Source organism: Spongiimicrobium salis, assembly GCF_043678055.1.
Lineage (GTDB): Bacteria > Bacteroidota > Bacteroidia > Flavobacteriales > Flavobacteriaceae > Spongiimicrobium > Spongiimicrobium salis.
Genome location: NZ_JBHEQA010000001.1, coordinates 1,223,973 through 1,248,191 on the forward strand (window position 1 = coordinate 1,223,973; position 24,219 = coordinate 1,248,191).

15 protein-coding genes are annotated in these 24,219 nt (G+C 40.9%); 7 read left to right on the forward strand and 8 right to left on the reverse strand.

What is annotated here, in order from left to right; translation table 11 throughout:
* Positions 1–55: 55 nt before the first annotated feature.
* The 4 genes from ACEXOE_RS05565 to ACEXOE_RS05580 all read right to left on the reverse strand — a co-directional run bounded on the left by ACEXOE_RS05565 (position 56) and on the right by ACEXOE_RS05580 (position 4,965).
* Entirely contained in the window at positions 56–715 is a 660-nt protein-coding gene (locus ACEXOE_RS05565; RefSeq protein ID WP_394747747.1) for an outer membrane protein, read from the reverse strand.
* Positions 712–1,302 carry a hypothetical protein gene (locus ACEXOE_RS05570; protein ID WP_394747748.1) on the reverse strand — a complete coding sequence of 197 codons (591 nt, stop codon included), beginning with the start codon at positions 1,300–1,302 and terminating at the stop codon, positions 712–714. The genes ACEXOE_RS05565 and ACEXOE_RS05570 overlap by 4 nt, the downstream gene beginning before the upstream one ends.
* A complete protein-coding gene (locus ACEXOE_RS05575; RefSeq protein WP_394747749.1) occupies positions 1,299–1,820 on the reverse strand; it encodes a hypothetical protein in 522 nt (173 codons plus the stop codon). Before ACEXOE_RS05575 ends, ACEXOE_RS05570 begins: the two co-directional genes overlap by 4 nt.
* A gap of 289 nt (positions 1,821–2,109) precedes the next feature.
* Positions 2,110–4,965 carry a ligand-binding sensor domain-containing protein gene (locus tag ACEXOE_RS05580; protein ID WP_394747750.1) on the reverse strand — a complete coding sequence of 952 codons (2,856 nt, stop codon included), beginning with the start codon at positions 4,963–4,965 and terminating at the stop codon, positions 2,110–2,112.
* A 228-nt stretch (positions 4,966–5,193) separates the two neighbouring features.
* Here ACEXOE_RS05580 and ACEXOE_RS05585 point away from each other — a divergent pair, with 228 nt between their 5' ends.
* Positions 5,194–7,287 (forward strand): DUF4910 domain-containing protein, encoded by a 2,094-nt coding sequence (locus ACEXOE_RS05585; RefSeq protein ID WP_394747751.1) that lies wholly within the window; start codon positions 5,194–5,196, stop codon positions 7,285–7,287.
* Position 7,288: 1 nt separating this feature from the next.
* Here the strand turns inward: ACEXOE_RS05585 and ACEXOE_RS05590 are convergent, their stop codons facing one another.
* A complete protein-coding gene (locus ACEXOE_RS05590; RefSeq protein WP_394747752.1) occupies positions 7,289–8,263 on the reverse strand; it encodes a polyprenyl synthetase family protein in 975 nt (324 codons plus the stop codon).
* 278 nt (positions 8,264–8,541) lie between these two features.
* On the opposite strand from ACEXOE_RS05590, the gene ACEXOE_RS05595 reads away from it, so the two are divergent.
* The 4 genes from ACEXOE_RS05595 to ACEXOE_RS05610 all read left to right on the forward strand — a co-directional run bounded on the left by ACEXOE_RS05595 (position 8,542) and on the right by ACEXOE_RS05610 (position 15,253).
* Positions 8,542–9,147: a TetR/AcrR family transcriptional regulator gene (locus ACEXOE_RS05595; RefSeq protein ID WP_394747753.1), complete on the forward strand. Its 606-nt coding sequence runs from the start codon at positions 8,542–8,544 to the stop codon at positions 9,145–9,147.
* Positions 9,148–10,503, forward strand: a complete 1,356-nt coding sequence (locus ACEXOE_RS05600) for a TolC family protein (RefSeq protein ID WP_394747754.1) — start codon at positions 9,148–9,150, stop codon at positions 10,501–10,503.
* Between the two features lie 62 nt (positions 10,504–10,565).
* Positions 10,566–11,735, forward strand: a complete 1,170-nt coding sequence (locus ACEXOE_RS05605; protein ID WP_394747755.1) for an efflux RND transporter periplasmic adaptor subunit — start codon at positions 10,566–10,568, stop codon at positions 11,733–11,735.
* 5 nt (positions 11,736–11,740) lie between these two features.
* Positions 11,741–15,253 (forward strand): efflux RND transporter permease subunit, encoded by a 3,513-nt coding sequence (locus ACEXOE_RS05610; RefSeq protein ID WP_394747756.1) that lies wholly within the window; start codon positions 11,741–11,743, stop codon positions 15,251–15,253.
* Between the two features lie 182 nt (positions 15,254–15,435).
* On the opposite strand, the gene ACEXOE_RS05615 is transcribed toward ACEXOE_RS05610, so the two are convergent.
* The 3 genes from ACEXOE_RS05615 to ACEXOE_RS05625 all read right to left on the reverse strand — a co-directional run bounded on the left by ACEXOE_RS05615 (position 15,436) and on the right by ACEXOE_RS05625 (position 20,402).
* Complete coding sequence (locus ACEXOE_RS05615; protein ID WP_394747757.1) at positions 15,436–15,786, reverse strand: toxin-antitoxin system YwqK family antitoxin; 351 nt, start codon at positions 15,784–15,786, stop codon at positions 15,436–15,438.
* Positions 15,787–16,145: 359 nt separating this feature from the next.
* The gene (locus ACEXOE_RS05620; protein WP_394747758.1) at positions 16,146–17,459 is read right to left on the reverse strand and encodes a RagB/SusD family nutrient uptake outer membrane protein; all 1,314 of its coding nucleotides are present in this window, start codon (positions 17,457–17,459) and stop codon (positions 16,146–16,148) included.
* Positions 17,460–17,465: 6 nt separating this feature from the next.
* On the reverse strand, positions 17,466–20,402 hold the full coding sequence (locus tag ACEXOE_RS05625) for a SusC/RagA family TonB-linked outer membrane protein (protein ID WP_394747759.1): 2,937 nt from the start codon (positions 20,400–20,402) through the stop codon (positions 17,466–17,468).
* Positions 20,403–20,581: 179 nt separating this feature from the next.
* On the opposite strand from ACEXOE_RS05625, the gene aspS reads away from it, so the two are divergent.
* Positions 20,582–22,336, forward strand: coding sequence for an aspartate--tRNA ligase (gene aspS / locus ACEXOE_RS05630; protein ID WP_394747760.1), 1,755 nt, complete (start codon positions 20,582–20,584; stop codon positions 22,334–22,336).
* A gap of 78 nt (positions 22,337–22,414) precedes the next feature.
* The gene (locus ACEXOE_RS05635) at positions 22,415–24,199 is read left to right on the forward strand and encodes a chloride channel protein (protein WP_394747761.1); all 1,785 of its coding nucleotides are present in this window, start codon (positions 22,415–22,417) and stop codon (positions 24,197–24,199) included.
* Positions 24,200–24,219 lie beyond the last annotated feature (20 nt).

Here is a 24,219-nt window from a genome sequence, read left to right on the forward strand (position 1 = left end):
ATTAAAGGCAAGAAGCTGTTTTTAATGCATTTTTCTATTTTGATATAAGGCATATTCAAAGTACAAAAATCACTCCTAAAGTAACATTAACATCATCGGCATTGATTGCCTCCTCCAGGGAAATCGCCACATTTTCCTCACTGCTCTCTACACTCACATAGCGCGCACGTTTATACATTGCGCTAAGACGTATGGCCATATTTGGGCGCAGGGCAAATTCCAGACCGCCCCCAGCAGTAAAATTCGCAATATCTCCAATAAAAATGGCATCACTGATACGATTTTGAGAAACCAATAACGCACTTTCCTTTGCTCTAATTGGCATCAGAGGGACCCATCCTAGCTGTATAAATGGCTGTAGTCTGTACTCCTTTAGAAACAACCTCCTTATAGTAAAACTCCACATACTATGCACTGCTTCCCCTCCAACTCCCGATAAATCAATATCATGTGTAGTTCGCTGATAGGCCAATTCAACATACAAGCCCGAGTATCGATATCCCATGGCCACCCCAAATCCAATTCCTGCATCAAATTTGGGTACGGCGAATACGTCATCAACGGAAACCAATACATTTTCCCCATTAAAACCACTGCCTACCTTGTTATAAGCCAAACCAAGGTCAAGAAAAAGGCCGTCCTTTCCATCTTGCCCATACGTCATGATAGGAAGCATCAACAAAAAAGCGGTTAAAAAATGTTTACTGCGCATCATTGGGAACCGCTATATTCTTGAAGTAAGCAATTTGCAGGGGCAATACAATTGGACTGGTAACGCTCTTTTAATACTTCGAAATCAAAAAAAGTCCCCAAATCATCTTCTCCCCTATTATTTTTGGCCACCTTATCTGAAGTAAAGTATACCTTAATATGACGAATCCGCTGGGAAGAAAACAGTTCCAATTGTTCTTCCGTAATTTTATAATACGGTTTGTTGATCTCTGTAGTTACCGGCAAAGTAAATTTCCCTGGAGTATCTTTTCCCGGATATAAGGTTACAATACTGTCATTTTGAAATTGCACCAAAAGAGGGTTATTTTTCATAATATCCACTCTAGCTCCAAATTCGCGTGCCAATACCAACCCGAGATAGTATCCCTTATTGGATTTAATAAAACTAGCACTTGCCGCCTGACTAAATTTAGAAAACAAGGCTTTTGGTTTTGTTGCTTTTACAATCTCTTCTGAGAGTTGTTTTTTGGCTTTTTTGGCTACTTTTTTTGAATACTTACAATTTTGACCGCTACAGACTATCGATACAAAGAAGAACAGTAGTATTGAATTCCATTTTAAGGTGTTCATAAGGATACAGTGATTTTAATTACGAATTGATCATGAAAGGCATCGTAATCCAATCTTAAGGGGAGATTTACCCCTACAAGCTTTCCTCCGGAATACAATTCTTTCCATTTTGGGAATATAGACCCCACAAGAGCTCCCACCACGGCACCTCCGCCCGTAAGTCCTAAATAAAATCCAGAACTTTTCTTTTGATCTCTCCCCAAAGCATCGGGTTGCGCATCTATAAGAACTGCGGTAAGAGCCATGGTGCCAGCCCCATACAATGCGCCTTCGAGCCAGTAGCTTCCTTTCGGCGTTCTAATAAAACGAATGGCCTCCAGCGGCAAGGTATTTTTACTTTTATCTTCGGTAGTAGAAAACAGGGCTTCTGTAGCACTCAAACGCAGATCGTTCACCTTTAATATCCTATGGTCTTCCAAATAGACCTTGGCCTTTTTATAGGAACGCTGGTTGTTTTCTTGGGAAAAAGAGCTTGCCCCAATCATCACAAAAGACAGTATTGAAATCAAGTACTTCATTGTTTGGTTTTTAGTTGCACGCCATTATCAAGAAAACAATGGCACAAGGGTTATTTTCCACTGAAAGTGAAGGTCATAATTCTTAAGGGGGAATGTGGGATAGGCAGGTGGTCTCTTTTCAACAATGTTGTGGGTTTTTCAAAGCGAACCGCAGGCTTCATTTTGTTCCTTGACTATCTCAAAACAAATGTAGAAAGTGTGGTTTTTATGGAGTGTCACAGATGTTGCAAACTTTTACAATTATGTGTCAAAGGGTATTGAAAGTGCCTTATTACAGGAGTTTATAGATTTATTCTTCGTCGGAATATTGCGAAGGTGATTTTCCAAAAGTTTCTCGAAAACACTTTGAGAAATAGCCGATATTATCGAAGCCTACTTTATAGGCAATTTCCGAAACAGTACCCGAATTGCCCTTAAGCAATTGTGCCGCTCTTTTTAGGCGGATCAATCGCACAAATTTAGTCGTGGAATACCCCGTTAGCTCCTTGAGTTTACGATGAAGTTTTGATCGACTCACCCCCATTTCGGATGTGAATTTAACAATGGCAAAACCGGAATCTTCCAAATGCGATTCCACTACTTCCACAGCGCGCTCCAGAAATTGCTGGTCTGCCGATGTCACTTCCACCTGTTGAAGGGAAAGCGTCATGCTATTATTTTCGGCCTGTGCTTGTAGTGCCGAATTGGTTTCCTTTTCCCAATTTCGCAATCGCAATTCAAATTGCCTGCGAATGCGTTTGACTTTCATTACATTTCTATAGATCAAAAGCGTCAAAACCAGCATACATACTATATACATCCCATAGGCCCAACCCGATTGCCATAATGGGGGCAAAATTCTAATGCGCATCAGGGCGTTTTTTGTGATATCCTTCTGAATTCTAAGTTGAAGAACATAAGATCCAGGGTCTAAGTTTCCCAAAGTGATCCATCGTTCTTCTCCAATAAGATTCCAATTTTCTTCATACCCTTTGAGTTGATACTCATACGTATTATTCACCTTGTCCGCATAATTCAATTCGGCAAATTTAATAGCCAAGGTATTCTGGTCGTGCTTTAGTACAATGTCTTTGACTCTGGATATATGTTTATCTAAAAAGGTATTGGCGACTTGCTCTTGCTCATCGAGCAGTTTAAAGTCTGTAAAAACCAGGCTTCGGCTCTTACTGTTTTCCTTAATATTATCTGGATAAAAAGCATTGAATCCGTTAATACCCCCAAAGAAAAACTCCCCATTCTTTCCTCTGGCATAGGCTCCCGCATTGAATTCTGCATTTTGAATGCCGTCTTCCATGCCAAAATAGCGGAAGCTTTCCGTATGTGGATCAAATCGGGTTAATCCAGCATTGCTCGTAAACCAGACAGCATTATTTTCATCTATTAAAATCCCATAAATTACATCGTTTAACAGGCCTTCACTAATGGTATAATGCCGAAATGTGGCGCTATTTGGTTCCAAGACATTTATTCCTCCCCCATAGGTACCGATCCACAATGCCCCATTTTTATCCTCTGCTAGACTTGTAATATAATCATGACTTAGGGAAAAAGTATCTTTTGGACGATGTAGGTATCTTTTCATAGTTCCCGTTACCGTATCGAGAACGTTCAATCCGTTCTGGGTCCCTATCCACAGCTTTCCCTTACTCCCGAAGTAAAGCGTATTGACCGCCGCTCCACTTAGGCTATTTTCATTCCCTTTTTGATGCGAATACTTTTTAGCTATTCCTGTTTTTGGGTTAAAGCGCCACAAATCTGCGGCTCCCACCCATATATTCCCCTCATCATCACTTTCCAAGGAACGGACCTGACCTATGGTATCCTTCTTTCCCGGAAAATGAAGATATCGCTGAAATAGCTTCCGTTTTTTATCAAAACTATTCAAACCATCAAACCAGGTCCCAATCCAGAGCTTTCCGTTAACGTCTTCTTCCAAAGACCTGACTATTCCCGAAGAAATCGTTGTAACATCCAAGGAATCATGTGTATATACTATAATTTGTTTGGTGTTCCTATTAATGCGATTCAATCCTTCATGAGTTCCCGCCCAAAGCTCTCCATCACGGTCATATAGTAAGGCCCGCACCCGGTTATCACTTATACTATTTTTATCTCCGGGATAATGTTTATAATGTTCAAACCTAAATCCTTTTGCATCATATTTATTGATTCCCCCACCGTAGGTCCCCAACCACAACAGCTCTTCATCTAAAAAAATAGACCGAATCGCATTTGAATTTAAGCCGGATGGATTAAAAGGATTGTGGGAAATTTGTTGCAGCTTGCCCTTGGAGCGGCTAAATTGAATTAACCCATCTATATTTGTGCCGACCCACAAAGTGCCTTGAGGACCATGCCTTATGGACAAAATACTTTTGCTGTCATTTGTTGTATAAAACGGAAATTTTTCAGTGGTCTTCTCCCTTAAGTCAAGTCGAATAAGGGCTTTTTTAGTACTTATCCATAGCGCTAATGTATCCAGAAGCAATGCACTTCCCAAAGGTCCCATAATTGTCTTTTGTTCATAGACCTGACGAAAAACTTCCCCGTTCCAAGATATTTTTTCCAATCCCTCTGAACTCAATACCCATAGGTGTCCCGAAGCGTCTTCTACCAAACTCCTTACCGCATACTTTTCTCCTTGTCGTTGAGGTGTATAGTGCACGAAACCCGTTTTAGAACTAAAGGCGCTGAGACCATCTTGTGTACCCACCAACAAGGTTCCGTCCTTCAGTACCTCTAAGGCTACGACATTGTTGTCGCTTAAGCTTTCAGTAGCATCAGCTCGGTGCTGATAGCGTGTAAACGTTTCGGTATCCGGGTCAAAGGAATTTAACCCATTTGTTGTACCTATCCATAAAACCCCATCACCCTGCTCTACTATTGTCTGAATATTGCTGCTGCTAAGGCTCTTCGCATCATTGGGAATATGACGATATACGGTGAAATCGGCCCCGTCATATTTATTAAGACCATCTTCTGTCCCAAACCACATAAACCCTCTACTATCTTTTAGTATACAGGTTACGGATGATTGGGATAATCCGTCTTCGAGTGTGAGATGTCTAAATTTGGATAATTGATTTTGCCCTATGATAAGAAAAGGGACAAGAAGACAGGTATGTAATAGTAAATTAACCCTCATAGTGTTCCACTATACAAAGTAATGAATTATATTAACTATCTGGAAAATAGAGTCCTATAAAAGCAGGAGTTAGCATTAAATAAGATCTTGGATGTAATCCTATGGGCAAATGGGTCTCGCCTAAAACCCAACTTCATCTCCCTTTTGGGTTTCATTCTCCCTCAAGGAAAAATATTTTAATTCATCATAGATTCTGAATTAGAAGTTCGGTAAATTCAATATATTTAGATGGTAGCACAAAATACCATCCTCTCCATGTTAAAGCGTATGATCTTAGAACAGCACAGATTTGTTTTCATCTTTTTTCTTCTGATTTTTTCAGGACAGCTTTCCTTTGCACAAAAGGTTCCCTTGGGCCAAGAAGAATTGGTACGTCATTTGGATCAAGAACTGTCTGGAGAAATTGCTAAGCGCAACCTGGAATACATCTCGCGCCTGCATCGCATGCGGGGATCTGAAGACTATACTAAAGCCATTGATTTTATTCGTACGAAGCTCCAGGAATATCATTTGCCCAAAACAGAATTGATTCAGATCCCTACGGATGGAAAGACGATGTACGGCACCCAAAAATCAAGATTGGCCTGGGACGTAGATTTTGCAGAGCTCTGGGAAGTCAAGGACATGAATGGAAAATGGACACCTTATGAAAAAGTGGCCGATTGGGCGGCTATTCCTATGGTTTTGGCGCAAGATAGCCATACTGGGGAAGTGATTGCCGATTTGATCGATGTGGGAAGTGGGACTTTGGATACTGACTATGCGCAAAAAGAGGTTAAAGGAAAATTGGTACTCACTTCTTCCCAGCCTGGGGCTATTGTTCCTTTAGCCATTGAAAAATACGGTGCCGTTGGTATTCTCAGTTATGCCCAAAATCAGGTAACGGCATGGTGGAAGGAAAACGAGAATCTCATTCGCTGGGGGCATTTGGAGAGTTTTTCCGAGACCAAAACCTTCGCCTTTATGGTATCCCTAAAACAGGCCAGGGCTTATAAGGAGCGTTTGAAAAAGGGAGATCGTATTGCATTACACGCCAAAGTCAAGGCAACACAACATCCGGGAAATTACGATATTCTAACCACCTTGATCGAAGGTGCAGATCCTAGTTTAAAAAATGAGGAAATCGCCTTTACGTGCCATTTAGATCATCCAAGACCCGGAGCTAATGATAATGCCAGTGGGTGTACTGCCATTTTAGAAGTGGCCCGAACCCTTCAAAAATTAATTGACGAGGGCAAAATGAATAGGCCAAAACGAAGTATCCGCTTTATATGGTCGCCTGAAATTGAAGGAACAACGGCATTACTAAATTATAGACCCGAGCTTGCGCAACGCATAAAATTCAATATTCATATGGATATGGTAGGAGGTGGCCCTGTGACCAAGGCTAGCTTTCACGTTTCAAAAAGTCCTCAAAGCATCCCTAGTTTTATGAATGATATTGGAGAAGCTTTCGGGGCCTTTGTCAATGCTAGTTCAGATGCCTATGCCAGCGGAGCAAAAGTAGCCTTCCCCTTAGTTTCTGAAGAAGGCGGCAAAGAATCCCTTCAGTCCATTTTGGGGGAGTTTCATATGGGAAGTGACTTTCAAGTGTTCAGTGAAGGTTCTTTTAGAATTCCCTCCATCTACTTACACGATTGGCCCGATCGTTTTATCCATACCAACTATGACCTACCCGCGAACATTGATCCTACGAAACTAAAAAGGGCCGGTTTTATTGGAGCTGCCTCCGCATATTTCCTGGCCAGCTTGGATAGGGAAAACCTCCCCAGTCTCATGGCACTTTTAAAGCGACAGACCTTAAACCGGGCCAAAAAAATGCTTGCTTATGCCGAATCCTTACCTTCGGAAGAACAAGAAAATGCCAAATACTATTTTTGGCTTCAAGAAGAGGAAGTCGTGAATTCCATAGCACCTTATGCTATTTTACCTACAACACTCTGGAATCAACATCAGGAATTTCTAACGCATCTTAAAAAGGCCATCGGTAAAGGGAAAAGAATACTTTCCAAACATGCAAAAGCTAAGGTGATCTATACAAGAAACCCAAGTGTAAAAGGTCCCATGTCCGTTTTTGGTTATGATTATTTCTTTGATCATTACGGCAAAGATAAAACTCCTCCTGTCCTTTTTAGCCATGTCGGTTTGCGTGGAGGTGGGAGCACATATGCCTATGAAGCTTTAAATTTTGTAAATGGAAAAAACAATGTGCAAGCCATACGAAATCTGCTCTCGGCCGAATTTGGACCTGTCCCATTGGAAACTGTCTTGGAATATTTGGAAGCTTTGGAGCAGATTGGTATAATTCAGAGCTCCCCATAAACTATACTTCCCTTCCCATTAATTGTAATCCAAACTGGCGCAAGACCTCTTTATTATTTTCAGATACTTCAAGTTGTTCCAAAAATGTAAAAGCTTTCTTGGTGTATTCTTCAATAGCCTGTTTTGTGCTTTCTGCACCTCCGGTCTCCATAAAAATTTCTTTCACTGTCTGCACTTTGCTCGTACTATCCTTGGGCTGTATGGAATAAAGATCGTCCAATGCTTTCCTTTGTTCCTCAGAAGCGAAGTCCATGGATTTTAAATACAGAAAGGTTTTTTTGTTTTCTATGATATCACCACCCACTTGCTTTCCAAAAGTTTCAGGATCTCCAAAAGCATCCAGGTAATCATCTTGAAGCTGAAAGGCAATTCCAAGATATTTTCCGAAAGCATAAATGGCTTCTTGAGAGGCTTGCGAAGTTCTTGCAATCATAGCCCCCATCTTCATGGCAGCCGCAACCAGAACTGCAGTTTTATATTCAATCATTTTAAGGTATTCAGGAATAGTGACATCGTCCCTGTCCTCAAAGTCAATATCAAATTGTTGCCCCTCACATACTTGTAAAGCCGTGGTACTGAACAATTGTACCAAAGCCTTAAAGGTAGGTCCATCGTAGCGCTCAAAATAGCGATAAGATTCAATGAGCATGGCGTCTCCCGACAGGATTCCCGTATTGATGTCCCATTTTTCATGAACCGTGGTTTGTCCTCTGCGCAGGGGTGCATCGTCCATAATATCATCATGCACTAAGGAAAAATTGTGGAATACTTCTATAGCTAGTGCAGCATCCAGTGCCTTCGTATAATCTTCTCCGAAGATTTCGGCAGTCATCAAAGTCAGTACAGGACGCAAACGCTTCCCTCCCAAATTTAGGATATAGGTGATGGGTTCATATAAGTTAACAGGGTTCTTCGTTTGAACTTTTTCTTCTAGGTAGGCAGTAAATTCCGCGCGAAAATGTGCTATTGGGTGCATGGACCGGTTTTTTGCCAAAAATACATTAAAAAAGTGCAAGGTCGGCTTTCTGTTTTATGCTTTATCCAGTCTTTTAAAAAGGGATAAAATATGGAACTGCGGGCTTAGCTAAACCTCAACATAATGTTAAAAAACTGTAAAACCTAGGAAACTTTTAATGTTTTTATAGTTTCCTGAAGTATATTTGCTGTCCAAAAACCAAGTTACAGTATGAACCTCAAACAGATTTAACTTAATGACCGTCACTTAAAAAATCCTCTTAATTACGTCCTAGTCCTATGAAAGATAAAATATTAGAAAAAGCAACAGAACTATTTTTAAACCTTGGGTTTAAAAGTGTTACGATGGACGATTTAGCCAATGAAATGGGGATTTCCAAGAAGACGATCTATGCCCATTACGAGAATAAGACCAAATTGGTCACAGAAAGTACCATGTATCTTTTTAATGTAATATCCGTGGGGATAGATCAAATATCGGCTTTGAAAAAAAATCCGATCGAAGAACTTTATGAGATAAAGAAGTTTGTCATGTTACATCTAAAAGATGAAAAATCTTCTCCCCAATATCAGTTGCAAAAGTATTACCCTAAACTCTACGAATCTTTACGCGCTAAACAATTTGACGTGATGCAGGATTGCGTAGTTGACAATATTAAGAGAGGGATCGATCTGGGGATTTATCGTGAAAATCTCAATGTTGATTTTGTTTCACGGATTTACTTTTCCGGGGTAACGAGCATAAAGGACAATCGGTATTTCCCGCAAAGTATATTTCCCATGACCACGCTCATGGATTATTATTTAGAATATCACCTAAGGGGTATTGTTACCCCAAAAGGGAGAAGCATATTAAACACAATCATCAATTCAAATCAAGAATAAATGAAAAACAACCTTTTGATTTTCATCGGGCTACTCAGCGGATTCTTTGGAATCGGACAGCAACCTGCTACAAGCTTTACCTTAGAAGAAGCCATTGCCTATGCACAACAAAACAATTACAGCGCGATAAATGCCGATCGGGATGTTATTGATGCCCAAAAGCAGAAATGGGAAACCATTGCCACGGGTTTACCGCAAATTAGCGGGGATATTAGTTATCAAAACCAATTAAAACAGCCGGTAACCCAGTTTCCCTCTATTTTAGTTCCGGAGCAATTCCTCCCCGATGGTGTTGTTCAAGGGCCAGAGACTTTTGTTCCCATCGTATTTGGACAGGCACAACAGGCCACCGCTACGGTTACCTTGCAGCAGCAGATTTTTGACGGATCATATATTGTAGGTGTACAGGCTACCAGGGCTTTTTTAAGTTTCAGTGCAAACAATAAGGAAAAGACCGCTTTAGATGTCAAGAAGGCCGTGGTGGAAGCTTATGGAAATGTCCTTTTGGCCAAGGAAAGCGTAATTATCCTGAAAAACAATAAGACCACCTTGGAAAAAAATCTTTTTGAAACCCAGAAGATTTTTGAAAATGGTTTGGGAGATGAGGAAAGTGTAGAGCAATTGCAAATTACCCTCTTTTCTGTGGAAAATCAACTTAAAAACGCAGAGCGCCTAGAAAGAATCACGGTTCAGATGCTGAATCTTGTTATGGGCTTGGACATTGAAACTCCTACACAGCTTTTGGAAGACTTGGATCAATTGGCCCAAAAACAAATGGCGAGCGGTGTTTTGGATTCCGATTTCAACATAGAAAACAACGTTGACTTTAAATTGGCCACCAATTTGAACGAGCAACGTTATTTTGAACTAAAATTGGCCAAGAGCAGGGCTTTGCCTACTTTAAATGCCTTTGTAAACTATAGCGCCTTTGCTTTTAGTGATCAATTTGATTTTCTGAGTCAGACCTACTTTCAGTCATCTGTTTTAGGGTTCGATTTAAAGATTCCTATTTTCAGTTCCCTAAAAAGAAGTGCTTCGACCCAACGTGCTAAAATTGCCTTGGAAAAAGCAAAAACCCAATTGACGGAGGCAGAACACAGTATTCGCTTGCAATTGGAAAATGCAAAAAGCAATTATATCCTATCCATTGAACAATATGGAACCTCCAAGAAGAACTTGGCTTTAGCCGAACGTATTGAACAAAAGAATCAGGTGAAGTATCTGGAAGGGATTGCTACAAGTTTCGAATTACGACAGGCCCAGACGCAATTGTATACCGCACAACAAGAATACCTGCAATCTATGGTCAATGTCATCAACAATAAAACCATTTTAGAAGGAATTTTAAATAACTAAGTATGGCCTTTTTATCACAACAGCTAAACCATCGCACTCATCAACGCCTTAATATTTATACTATGAAAAACATTCTATTTTACCTTGCCATAGTCGTATTCATTTCCTCATGTGGAGGTGGAGCAGAAAATACCGAAAGTATTATTGCCTCTGGCGATCTTGAAAAGATACGTTCTCAAAAAAATCAAATTTCCGATCAGAAGAAAATCCTGGAAGATGAAATTGCCTTATTGGACTCTGTCATTCAGGCAATGGATCCTGATAAGAACCTCCCCTTAGTGACCACTATTCAAGTCAAGGAACAACAGTTTAGGCATTACTTGGAGCTTCAAGGCGGAGTACAGACCAAACAAAATGTACTGATCTATCCAGAAATGGCCGGAACCTTGCAGCGTGTGTATGTGAAGGAAGGACAGCGTGTAAAAAAGGGGCAACTCTTAGCAACCATAGATGATGGAGGGATCAGCAGTCAACTGGCACAATTAAAAACGCAGGCGCAATTGGCCAAAACCACCTATGAAAGACAAGCGCGTTTGTGGGAACAAAAAATTGGTTCGGAAATTCAATACCTGCAGGCCAAAACCAATTATGAAGCCACAGAAAACAGCGTAAAACAAGTTCAAAGTCAGTTGGGACGCTCCTCTATTGTCGCTCCTTTTTCTGGTATTATCGATGATGTGATCAAAGATCAGGGAACCGTGGTTTCTCCTGGCCCTGGATCGGAGGTCTTCCGTATTATTAACCTTACGGACATGTATATTAATGTAGATGTCCCGGAGCGTTATTTAAAAGGGGTTCAAAAAGGAAATGAGGCCGAAGTATTCTTCCCTGTATTGGGCGATACCATCAAAACTAAAATTAGGGAGACCGGAAACTTTATCAATCCAGGGAACCGTGCCTTTAATGTGGAGATTCCCGTACCCAATACCAGTGGGAACATTAAACCCAACCTTACGGCCAAAGTACGCCTGAATGACTATACTAGTGAAAAGGCCATTCTTATCCCCCAAAGTATTATTTCAGAAAATGCAGAAGGCCAACAATATGTTTTTGTAGCAGAAAAAACAGGAGCCGAAAATGAGCGGCAGGTAAAGAAACACATTATCACTACAGGAAAGACCCAAGGGAATGTCATAGAGGTTCTATCTGGAATTACAGCAGGGGATGAACTCATCAAAGAAGGTGCGCGTAGCGTGAAAGAAGGTCAAAATGTAGAACTTTTAAAGGACTGAACAACATGAGCAAACAGCAGAAAAACGTCAATAAAGAATTTAGGTTATCGTCTTGGGCTATTGACAACCCTTCGGTAATCTATGTAATGATCGGTATTTTCCTATGGTTAGGGCTTAAATCCTATTTTGCCATGCCTCGTGAGGATTTCCCTGAGATTGTAGAGACCAAAATTTATATCAGTACGCCTTTTCCTGGAAATACAGCAGAGGATATTGAACGATTGATTACTGACCCTCTTGAAGACAAGCTCAAAAACGTGAGCAATGTAGTGGAAGTCACCTCAACTTCTCAAGAAGACTATTCCATTATTACCGTAGAATTCGATGAGGAATTGGAAGTTGCCGAGGCCAAGCAAAAGGTAAAGGATGAAGTGGATAGTGAAAAAGCCAGTGAAGATTGGCCCACTTTTAATGGAGCAAAGGTAGAACCCAATGTCTTTGAACTAAATTTAGCGGAATCTTTCCCCATTATGAACGTAAACTTCACTGGGGATTATCCTGTGGAAAAATTGAAGGAATTTGCAGAATATCTACAGGATGAAATTGAAGATCTTCCAGAAGTCAAACAAGTAGATATTCGGGGTGCTCAAGAAAAAGAAGTGGCTGTTTCCGTAGATGTCTATAAAATGATGGCCTCCAAAATTAATTTCCAGGATGTCATCGGTGCTATTAGCAACGGAAATTTGACCATGTCCGCTGGAAACCTGCGAAGTCCTGAACAACGAAGAACCATCCGCGTATTGGGAGAAATTGACGATCCTAGGGAGTTGGAGAACTTCGTAGTAAAATCTGAGAATGGGGCAGTATACCTCAAGGATATCGCAACGGTATCTTTCACTGAAGAAGACAAAACCACCTATGCTCGGGAATTTGGGGAAAGCGTGGTCATGTTGGATATTAAAAAACGTTCTGGGCAAAATACCATTGCCGCTACCACCAAAATAAGGGAATTGGTGAAGGCGGCCCAAAAGGACTATTATCCTGCCGATCTGAATATTTCCATTGCCAATGATTCATCGGGAAGAACCTTAAACCAAGTGGATGACCTGGTCAATAATATCATTTTCGGAATCATTTTGGTCGTAACCGTACTCATGTTCTTTTTAGGTTTCCGAAATGCTCTTTTTGTTGGATTTGCCATCCCCATGTCCATGTTTATGTCCTTTGTTATTCTTAATACCTTGGGATATACACTGAACACCATGATCCTGTTTGGAATGATTATGGGACTGGGAATGATGGTGGATAACGGAATCGTGGTCGTAGAAAATGTATACCGTTTAATGAGCGAGGGAATGTCCCGTACCGAAGCGGCAAAAAAAGGAATCGGGGAGATTGCCTTTCCAATTATCATTTCTACCTTGACCACTGTGGCCGCTTTTGTGCCCCTAGGGCTATGGCCTGGTATCTTTGGACAGTTTATGAAATATTTCCCTATTACCCTTTCCGTAGTATTGGGATCTTCACTCTTCGTGGCCATCTTTATGAACTCCATGCTGGTTTCCCAATTTATGGAGATCGGTGAAAAAGAATTAAAGTTAAAACAACTAATTCGTATTAGTGCTATTCTTGGCGGTTTCGGTCTCTTTATTTTGATTGTTGGAGGTCCGGTAAGAGGACTTGGCTCTGTATTGATTCTTACGGCCATCATGTTCTGGGTTTATAAATATTTCATTAAAAAATGGGCCTTGCATTTCCAGAAAAAGACTATGGTGCGCTTTGAGAATTGGTATGAACGCAGGATCAAGCATGCCTTAAAGGGCAATAACGTCTATTGGTATTTTAGTGTTACCGTTTTATTATTGATTGTAACATTCATGCTCTTTGGAGTTTCCATAGATGAGGGTAGAACCAAAATTGAATTCTTCCCAGACAATACGCCCAATGAGATCTATGCCTATATTGAATATCCCGAAGGGACTTCCATAGAAAAGACCAATGAACTGACCAAAGCCATTGAAAAAAGGGTCTATGCCGTAGTCAATGGCAGTGAATATACTTATGGAAAAAAGAATGAAGAGAATTATTTAGTGGAATCCGCGGTTTCCCAGGTCGGGGAAGGTGCCGGAAACCCACAAACAGATGGGGGATCTTCGGCCGAAATGCCACATAGAGGCAAGGTCACTGTTTCCATGCGTGAGTTTAAGTATAGAGACGGACGTGATACGGAAGAATTACGGGGTAAAATCCAAGATGCCCTTACCGGAATTTATCCCGGAGTTGCCATTTCTGTGGAAAAAGATGCCAATGGCCCACCAGCCGGATATCCCATTAATATAGAATTGGAAGGAAAAGATTATAATGAATTGATCAGTACCGCTGAGGATATCCGAAATTTTGTCAATACTAAAAATATTGCCGGTATTGAAGAATTAAAAATTGATGTGAACAAAGGGAAACCTTCCTTACAGGTTGTTGTAGATCGTGAAAAAGCTGGAGAGTTAGGTGTAGCTGTAGGACAGGTAGGACAGCAGTTAAGGCGTTCCCTCTTTGGGGAAAAAGCGGGCGTCTATAAATTGGATGGCGAGGATTATGATATCAATGTTCGCTTCAATAAAAATATTCGCTACGATAAAAATGCGCTCTTTAACCAAAACATCATTTTTAGAGATCAAGCCTCTGGACAGATCAAAGAAATTCCCGTATCCGCTGTTGCATCGCAACGCAATACTTCTGGCTTCAGTGCTATTAAGCACCGGCAGAAGAAACGCGTGGTCACCATTTATTCTGGCTTAAAACCAGGATTTACGGATGCTGCAGCCATTGTAGATGAAATTAAAAAGGAAATGGAAGCTTATAAAGACCTTCCCAATACGGTTAAAATTGATTATACCGGGCAAATAGAGGAGCAGAACAAACAAATGCAATTCTTGATCGGGGCATTCTTTTCCGGCCTTGGATTGATCATGCTGATCCTCATATTCCAATTTGGAGGAATATCCAAACCTTTGATTATTATGATTGCCATCTTCCTCAGTTTTATTGGGGTATTTGGAGGACTGATGCTCACAGGATGGTCTTTTGTAATCATGATGACCATGATGGGAATCATTTCCTTAGCAGGAATTGTGGTGAACAATGGGGTGGTACTCCTAGACTATACCCAGATTCTAATTGATCGTAAAAAAGTAGCGCTGGATATGGATGAAAAGGCCTTATTGAACAATGATCAAGTGGTAGCGCTGGTAACGCAGGGAGGTAAGGCAAGGTTACGCCCAGTTATTCTAACCGCTATTACAACGGTTCTTGGGTTGATTCCATTGGCCATTGGACTGAACATTGATTTCTTTTCGCTATTCTCTAGCTTAGATCCAAAAATCTATATGGGTGGTGACAATGTTATTTTCTGGGGACCATTAGCCTGGACGGTAATCTTTGGTTTAATCGTAGCTACCTTCTTAACGCTGATTATCGTACCGGTTCTCTTTACCATAGTATATCGCTTAAAAATTAGACTCTGGGGAGCTAAGCCTTCCAGAGAAAGTACAGCCCCGGAGAACGCGGAGATTGCCGCTTAATTTTAAGAGCAACAATACTTTAAATTCCTAAAAGGCCTCCTTAGTATATTACTAAGGAGGCCTTTTAACATGCTTTATCTTTCCAAACCTCATCTACATTATAGCACGGCAATAGGTGTTAAAAAAAGCGCCCGATACTATCTAAGTATCGAGCGCTTTTCTCGTAATTAAAGAAGTCATTATCATTTATTAACCACTACAGGATTTCTATTGTCCCATTTGGTCACACTTACAATTTTGCTGTTTTCAAAATCAACCTCATTCAGCGCTTCATTCTGCCAGAAAAACCATTTTCCAGTTTTCTTTCCTTGAACGTACTCCCCCATGGCAATCTTTTTTCCTTCTTCATTGTACATTTTCCATTCTCCATGAAGCTTTCCTTCTAAAAAATGACCTACTTGGGCTATTTCTCCATTCTCGTGAAAATAGGTAGCTTTCACCATATCTCCATCCTTTTCAAAAGTTGATTTATTGCTTTGTGCACTCAATGCCGTAACGCAAAGAAATGCTGCTATGATTACTATATTTTTCATATTTATTTGGGATTATCGTTATTACTACATTTATCTTAACGTAACAAATATACATTTATTTTACCCAAAATCAACATTTCAGTAACATTTTGTTTACATTAAATTTACATTGGAAATTTAAACAGCTGTAAATCACATTATTAAATAATTAAAAACAGCATTACATTGTTCGCATTTTATCGGAAATTACATTAAATTAACCTAGACTATCCAAAAAAATAAGCTCTTATTGCTACTGTAGATCGCTTATTTAAAATGTATTTTGAACAGGGTTTGGCAGCAAACTTTAAGGCTATCAAAAAAAAACATCCCATTGGGAATGGGATGTTAAAAATTCAAACGTTATTAATTAAAGTATGCTATTGCACTTCGAAAGGTGGAATAGGGAATTGCGTATGCACAATATCACCCGGTCTATCTGCGGGTAAAAATGTTAAACTTAACCTATTATATCTCCTTAAATCGAACATGGTTTGCCCTTCTGCCCAAAAGGAATAGGATCTGTTGTACAACATTTCATCGATCAACTCTCCTTCGGTCATAGCTCCGGCATAATCGCCAAGACCATAGGCATTCCTTATAATGTTCAAAGCAGTTATTGCATCGGCAAAATTTCCTTCTTGGATATTGGCTTCGGCATAAATCAGGATCAACTCCTCATTTCTAATATGATCAATAGGAGATGTCGCACTTGCATATAAATTGATCTCATGCGTACCATTTAAATCATCCCTTGGCACTGGATCATCTCGCAATCGGAATTTATTGATTCTCGTATCTCCAGCCTGAATATCTGTAATGAACCTATTGTGTACGATCAATTGATCTCCACTTTGTTGAGGTGCTTTAAAGATAGGATTCAATAGTTCCGTTCCCCCCTGGGCATAAATCCGCTTAGGTCCTACCGTAAGGTTGGCCGCATCCAGTGTTAAAAAAGAATCTTGAAGCAATGTTAAGGCTCCTGCATAATCTTCTTGATAAATGGCTACTCTAGCTGCTACGGCCCTATTGAATTGAGCGAAGGTAGCCGGGGTATTAAATCCTTCAAAGCCAGCAGAAAATTCAAAAGAAAACTCTGCGTTCTGTAAGGCTTGAAAACCATCATCCAAGAAACCTCTCAGCGCCTGAAACCCTTCAGCCCTACCTACAAAAGGACCTAAATTATTAGGGTCTGTAATATCCAATCGAACTCCGTTATCCCCCAAAAGGTTCAGCACGTCCAAAAGCATTAAGGCCCTATAGGTCAACGCCACTCCACGATATCCATTACTCTGTTCCGTAGAAATACCTGGGGTATCGGGCAAGGCATCTAAAACAAAATCGGCATTCTTCACCGCTTGATACCTCGCAAACATTGTTCCGGTCAATTGTGGTTCAGAACCGGTTAAAATGGCACCATCTTTACCAATGAGTGTTGCTGTGGTGGTTGGGTCAGAGGCGTTAAAATCGTACAATTCGCGCGCAATAGAACCCGTTGCTGTAATAAATCCTCCAACACCACTTCTTGCCTTGGACTCCAATCCTTGTATTAAGAAATTCAGCGTTTCCTGAGTAGGGTTGTTCAACACACCTTCAACACCAGGTTGATTTGGATCGGGTACTTCATCCAAAGAGCATGAGAATAGTAGGCACACTATCCCAAATATTTTTAATTTTTTAATATTCTTCATCATATTTTTTTAAAACGTTAATCCTAAATGAAAATAAAATTGCTTCGCACTTGGGAAAGGAGTAACCTCAATTCCCTGAGAAAGTCCGGAAGGTCCAAATGCCGATGTTTCTGGATCATAACCCGTATAATCCGTAATCGTAAAGATGTTCTTACCAGAAATTCCTATTCTAGCTTTCTCGAACCAGTCTGTCTTCCATGGAACATTGTAATAGATTCCAGCTTCCCGTAATCTAAGATAAGTTCCATCCTCGATGTATCCGGCCGCACCAAAAGTTGCAAAACGCGGATTGGCTATGACATCCGGATCATCCAAATCTGGGGTCACCCCACCAAAATCGGACAAGAGCTTGGTAAGGTTCAGCACATCTCCTCCTTGTTTCCAATGGAACAAAAAGGTAAGGTCAAAATTCTTAAACAGTTTTATTTGGTTAAACCAACTCATTTCAAAATCCGGAGCAGCATCTCCTATGATCGTTGTTACCCCGTTAATGTTTGCTGCAAGAGAAGTAGCGGTTTCTCCCTCACGAATGAAAGAACTACCAAAAGTAAGGCTAAAGCCTTCTCCTGCTGGTTGAAATTCACCCACTCCCAAACGTTCAACATCTGCCGTATTCTTCCAGAGGTTTAGTGTGGTATTCCAATTGACTTTAGCATTGTTTATTGGATTTGCATTTAAAGAAATTTCAAAACCTTTATTTCTTAAATCAAAATCATTTCTAATGGTATTGGCAAATCCGGAAGACAATGGAATGGAGGAAAAGGGATAAATTAAGTTTTTAACGTCCCGTACATATCCTGTTAGTTCCAAACCTACTTTTCCATTGAGAAAAGAGAAATCGGCACCAAATTCAATTTCTTGGGAAGTTTCCGGTTCTAGATTAGCATCTCCTAATTGTGCCGCCACATTATTTTGCCCTACTGTTGGCAAACCAAGTCCTGGTATTCCGCCTATTGATGTGGGCCCTAAGGGCGTAAACAAAGATCCAAACTGGGCACTACTTCCAGTTTCACCATAGGCTACCCGAAGTTTGAAGAGGTTTACGGCATCTACATTCCAGAAATCAAAATTGGCTACATTGACTGCGAGGGATGCTCTTGGGAAGGCAAAGAATTTATTGGGATCTCCATTTAAATTGGATTTATCGAATCTGATTCCTGCTGTTGCAATAAGTTTATCATCCCAGTTCACCGTACTTTGTCCTATAAATCCAAATTCTTCTTCTTCGGTCAATCGCTGAAAAACCGCAAAAGAATTTCCTTGGGCCAAGTTGGTCTGGGTAGGGAATAACTGTGTTGTCTGGTTGATGACGGCATCACTTTCAAAGTTAAGATAAGAAATACCAAACTGCCCGTTGATGCTAATGTCACTCTCTGTAAAATAATTCAATACCGCAAAGGCATTGTAGTTCAACTGAAGGGAATTGGTGTTCCCCGCACTCACAAAACCATTGGTCGTAGCTCGCTGGGTTTGTTGTGTTTCTGGGATATACACAAAGGTTTTGGCCTGGAAATAATCCAACCCTCCATTTGCGGTAAACTTCAACTGAAAATTGGGCTCCGTAATGGCTTTATATTCCAAATTGGCTCCTTGAACATATCTGTTGATCTCTTCATAGTTATCTACCTGATCTCTATTGAAAATAATATTGGTCGCAGCAAAGCGCCCGTCAGGATATACTCCGTTTTCATCTGGAAAGAGATTTTCCCAATCCGCGGTCACCAAGGCCAGGTTGTATCCAACACTAAAACCTCCATTGTTTTCATTTCCAACCGCACCTCTATCGGCCCTACTGTTAATGTAATTTGAGGAAAGGCCTATTTTAAAATCATCACTGAACTTATGATCGAGATTCAATCGCAATGAATTTCGTTCGTATCCGGTACGTAACATGATTCCATCTTCGTCCCGACGACTCGCATTGAAATAAAATTTTGTTTTTTCATTTCCTCCAGCTACAGATATTCTGGTATCTAGGATTAGTCCTTCTTCTCCAAAGAGTTCTTCCTCATAATTAAAAATCTGTCCGGCAGCTTGGGCAGCTTCAAAAATAGGAACTTCATCAGCTCCGAAAGTAGAGGCTACTGTGGCCGATGTAAATTGTCTTCTTCCTGCAAAATTCTGAATGGTATTAAAACCGACATCTTGATTGACTTTCACGGTAGTCTTTCCTGCCGTACCTCTTTTTGTAGTGATGATAACAACACCAGCGTTGGCTCTGGTTCCATAGATGGCCGCTGCAGAAGCTCCCTTAAGAACCTCTATACTCTCAATATCATCTGGGTTGATATCAGAAACCCTATTGGATCCTCCTTCTTCCCTTCCGGCATTTGCTCCCGAAGCTACAGAAGAACCATTGGTCAACTGCACATTACTGATATAGACTCCATCTACAATAAAAAGAGGTTGATTGTTTCCCGATAAGGAGGAAATACCTCGTAATCGAACCGCAGTTTGCCCTCCTGGAGAACCTCCTGCCGCATTGATATTCACCCCAGTTAGTTTCCCATAAAGGGCTCCATCTAAAGTAGAACCCGTGGTTGTCCCCGTAAGGGATTCGGCACTTACTTTGGAAATGTTATTTGCCAGATTGGATCTTTTGATCCCCGACACTAGTCCGGTTACGACTACTTCATCCAGATTCGTTACATCTACTTGCAATTGGACATCCCCAGCTGCAGATGCCGCAACTTCCAAATTAGCATATCCTATAAAGGAAAATACTAGGATCGATTCGCCAGAAGGCGCTTCTACGGAATAGTTCCCGTCAAAATCGGTCAATGTTCCAATAGTGGTTCCCTTAACGGCTACCGAAACACCGAGCAAAGGTTCCCCGCTGCTCGCATCGGTGACTTTCCCCGTAACGGTTGTTTGTGCACAAACCAATAAGGGAAACGAAAAAAATGACAGAAGAAATATCATCCGCCTAAATACATTTTGTTTCATTTTTATGTGTTTTTTGTTTGATTTTTATCAAATGTACACAAGATTTATTAAATTATTCATAAAATGATAATTTTTGTCTTATTTTCTCACCTCTTGTCAATCGCCCTCTTTCTTCTTTTATTTTTTCTGCTTCCCCGTATACTTCTTACATTTGCCCTTAGAAAAATAAAGACATAAATATGTACAGAAACCATACTTGTGGTGAACTAAGAACATCGCATATCAATACGGAAGTAACCCTGTCAGGTTGGGTCCAAAAAACCAGGGATAAAGGTTTTGTGGTCTGGGTAGATCTTAGAGACCGTTATGGCATCACACAATTGGTTTTTGACGAAGAACGATCTTCTAAAAAGATTTTGGAGGAAGCCCGATCCTTAGGCCGTGAATTTGTGGTACAAGTTCAGGGAAAAGTTATTGAACGCGCTTCTAAAAACAATCACATCCCCACAGGCGATATTGAAGTTTTGGTTTCTGAAATACAGGTATTGAACAGCTCTTTGACCCCTCCTTTTACCATAGAGGATGAAACCGATGGCGGAGAGGATATCCGCATGAAATACCGCTATTTGGATATTCGTAGAAATCCTGTAAAAAACAGTCTTGTTTTTAGGCATAAAGTAGCCATGGAAGTGCGGAAATATCTTTCCGATCAGGACTTCATTGAGGTAGAGACGCCGTATTTGATCAAATCTACTCCAGAAGGAGCTCGAGATTTTGTGGTCCCCAGTAGAATGAACGAAGGGCAGTTTTATGCCTTACCACAATCTCCCCAGACCTTTAAGCAGTTATTGATGGTGGGAGGAATGGATAAGTATTTTCAAATTGTAAAGTGCTTTAGAGATGAAGATCTACGGGCAGACAGGCAACCAGAATTTACACAGATCGACTGCGAAATGGCCTTTGTGGAACAAGAGGATATTTTACAGACCTTTGAAGGACTTACCCGTCATTTGCTCAAAGAGATCCATGCTATAGAAATCGAAGCTTTTCCAAGAATCACCTATGACGACGCCATGCGCCGTTATGGGAATGACAAGCCGGACATTCGTTTTGGTATGGAATTCGGGGAACTGAATGCGGTTGCCCAACACAAAGATTTTAAGGTTTTCAATTCGGCGGAATTGGTAGTAGGTATTGCCGTTCCCGGAGCCAATACCTATACGCGAAAAGAAATTGACAAGCTTATTGATTGGGTAAAACGTCCTCAAGTTGGCGCCCTCGGAATGGTCTATGTACGTTGTAATGAGGACGGCACTTTTAAATCTTCCGTAGATAAATTCTACAATCAGGAAGATTTGGCAAAATGGGCCGAAGTTACTGGTGCTAAAGCGGGGGATTTAATCTGTGTACTCTCCGGTTCAACCAATAAGGTAAGAGCACAACTCAGTGCGCTTCGTATGGAAATGGCAGAACGTTTAGGGTTGCGCAAGGCGGATGAATTTGCCCCTTTATGGGTGATGGACTTCCCACTTTTGGAATTGGATGAAGAGACGGGGCACTATCACGCTATGCATCATCCGTTCACCTCTCCGAAACCTGGACAGTTGGAATTATTGGAAACAGATCCTGGTGCCGTAAAGGCCAATGCTTATGACCTAGTGCTCAACGGGAACGAAATAGGTGGTGGTTCTATCCGTATTCATGATAAAGAAACACAAGCAATCATGTTTAAGCACTTGGGCTTTAGTCCTGAAGAGGCCAAGGCACAATTTGGATTTTTAATGGATGCCTTTCAATACGGTGCCCCTCCCCATGGTGGGATTGCCTTTGGACTGGACCGTTTGGTGGCTATTTTAGGTGGACAGGAAACTATTCGTGACTTCATTGCCTTTCCTAAAAACAATAGCGGGCGTGATGTCATGATCGATGCCCCTGCAGCCTTGGACAAGGCGCAGTTGGAGGAATTGCATTTAAAACTGGATACGCCTTCTTAAAAAGATAGTCTCTTGCTGTATGCGCAATGCATTTGCTTAGTAAGATTTTTTAGTATTTTTAAGGAATACTGATTTATAATGTCGAATCCCAAAAAAAACGTATTCACCCGCTTCATCATCTGGCGGTACAAACACATTTCCAATAAGACCTTTACGCATATTCTTAGTATTCTGGTGGGGTTTTTGGCAGGATTGGCAGCGGTAACCCTTAAAAACATTACCTATTTCATTCAAGCCCTGCTAGAGGATGGTATTGTATTTTCTGAGAACCAACTCTATTTCATTCTACCTATCATAGGACTTACCTTGGTATATCTCTATGTAAAATACGTTCATAAGAAAAAATTGGAACATGCCATTTCCTCCATTCTCCTTACCTTGTCCAAAAAGAAAGGTATCATTCCCTTAAAGGGTATCTATGTGCCCTTGATTACTGCTCCCCTCACCGTAGGTTTTGGAGGTTCTGTGGGTCTGCTGGGGCCGGCTGTTGCCTCCGGAGCCGCAATCAGCTCTAACTTTGGGAGTTTGTTTCATATCAATGCCAAAACACGTTCTTTATTGATCGCCTGTGCTTCGGCTGGTGCCATTGCTTCTATTTTCCAATCTCCCATTGCTGCCATTATTTTTGCCGTAGAAGTGTTTAGCATGGATCTTACCATGCTCTCCATGCTTCCTTTATTATTAGCTTCTATCTCTGGGGTGCTCACCTCCTATTTTTTTCTTGGAAATGAAGTGCTTTTCAATTACAGCGTTTCCAATGGTTTTGAGTTAAAGGATACCTTATTTTATATCGCTTTAGGTGTAGGTACGGCTTTCGCTTCTATTTACTTCACCAAAATGTATTTTGCCATTTTACGCTTTTTTAAACGCTTTAAAAGTCCGAAGTACAAATTGCTGGTAGGGGGACTTACCATTGGTATTATGCTGTATTTTATTCCTCCGCTTTATGGGGAAGGATTTGGTTTTATCAACAATCTATTGGACGGCAACCATATTGAAGCCTTGGGAATAACCCCTTTTGACGCCTATACTTCCAATATTTGGGTAGTGATTTCCTTACTCTTTGGCATTACGATCTTTAAGGCAGTGGCGATGACTACTACCTTTGCGGCTGGCGGTGCAGGGGGTATATTTATCCCTACCATGGTGATGGGCAGCGCTCTTGGCAATGTGTTGGCCAAAGTAATCAACAATCTTGGCTTGGGTTTTCAAGTGAATGAAAGCAATTTTACACTGATCGGAATGGCCGGACTCATCGCCGGAGTGCTCCATGCTCCCTTGACAGCTATTTTCCTCATTGCGGAAATTACCGGAGGCTATCAACTTTTTGTGCCTTTGATGATTACCGCTTCCATCTCCTATTTATTGACCAAAAATGCCATCGATTATACCATTTATACCCGGGAACTGGCACAAAGTGGTGCGCTGTTGACCCATAATAAGGACCAGGCCGTATTGACCTTAATGCAATTGGACGATGTCATAGAACAGAATTTTAAGACCGTGGGCCCAGACATGACTTTAGGGGAAATGCTGCATAAATCCGTAGCCAAATCCAGCAGGAATATCTTTCCGGTCATTGATGCCCAAAAAGCCTTAGTGGGTATTGTGTTATTGGATGATATCCGTGAATTTATGTTTGACACCGCCTTGTATGAAAATACAACGGTTCGCACCTTTATGCATGGTGCCCCGGAACATATTTTTTATGATACCGATTCCATGAAACAAGTGATGCAAAAATTTCAGGATAGCGGTGCTTGGAATCTCCCCGTCATTAAAAATGGAAAGTACCATGGTTTTATTTCCAAATCTAAACTACTCACCGCCTACCGCAGAGAATTGATTAATTTTACCAAATAATAATCCTACTTATAATGATT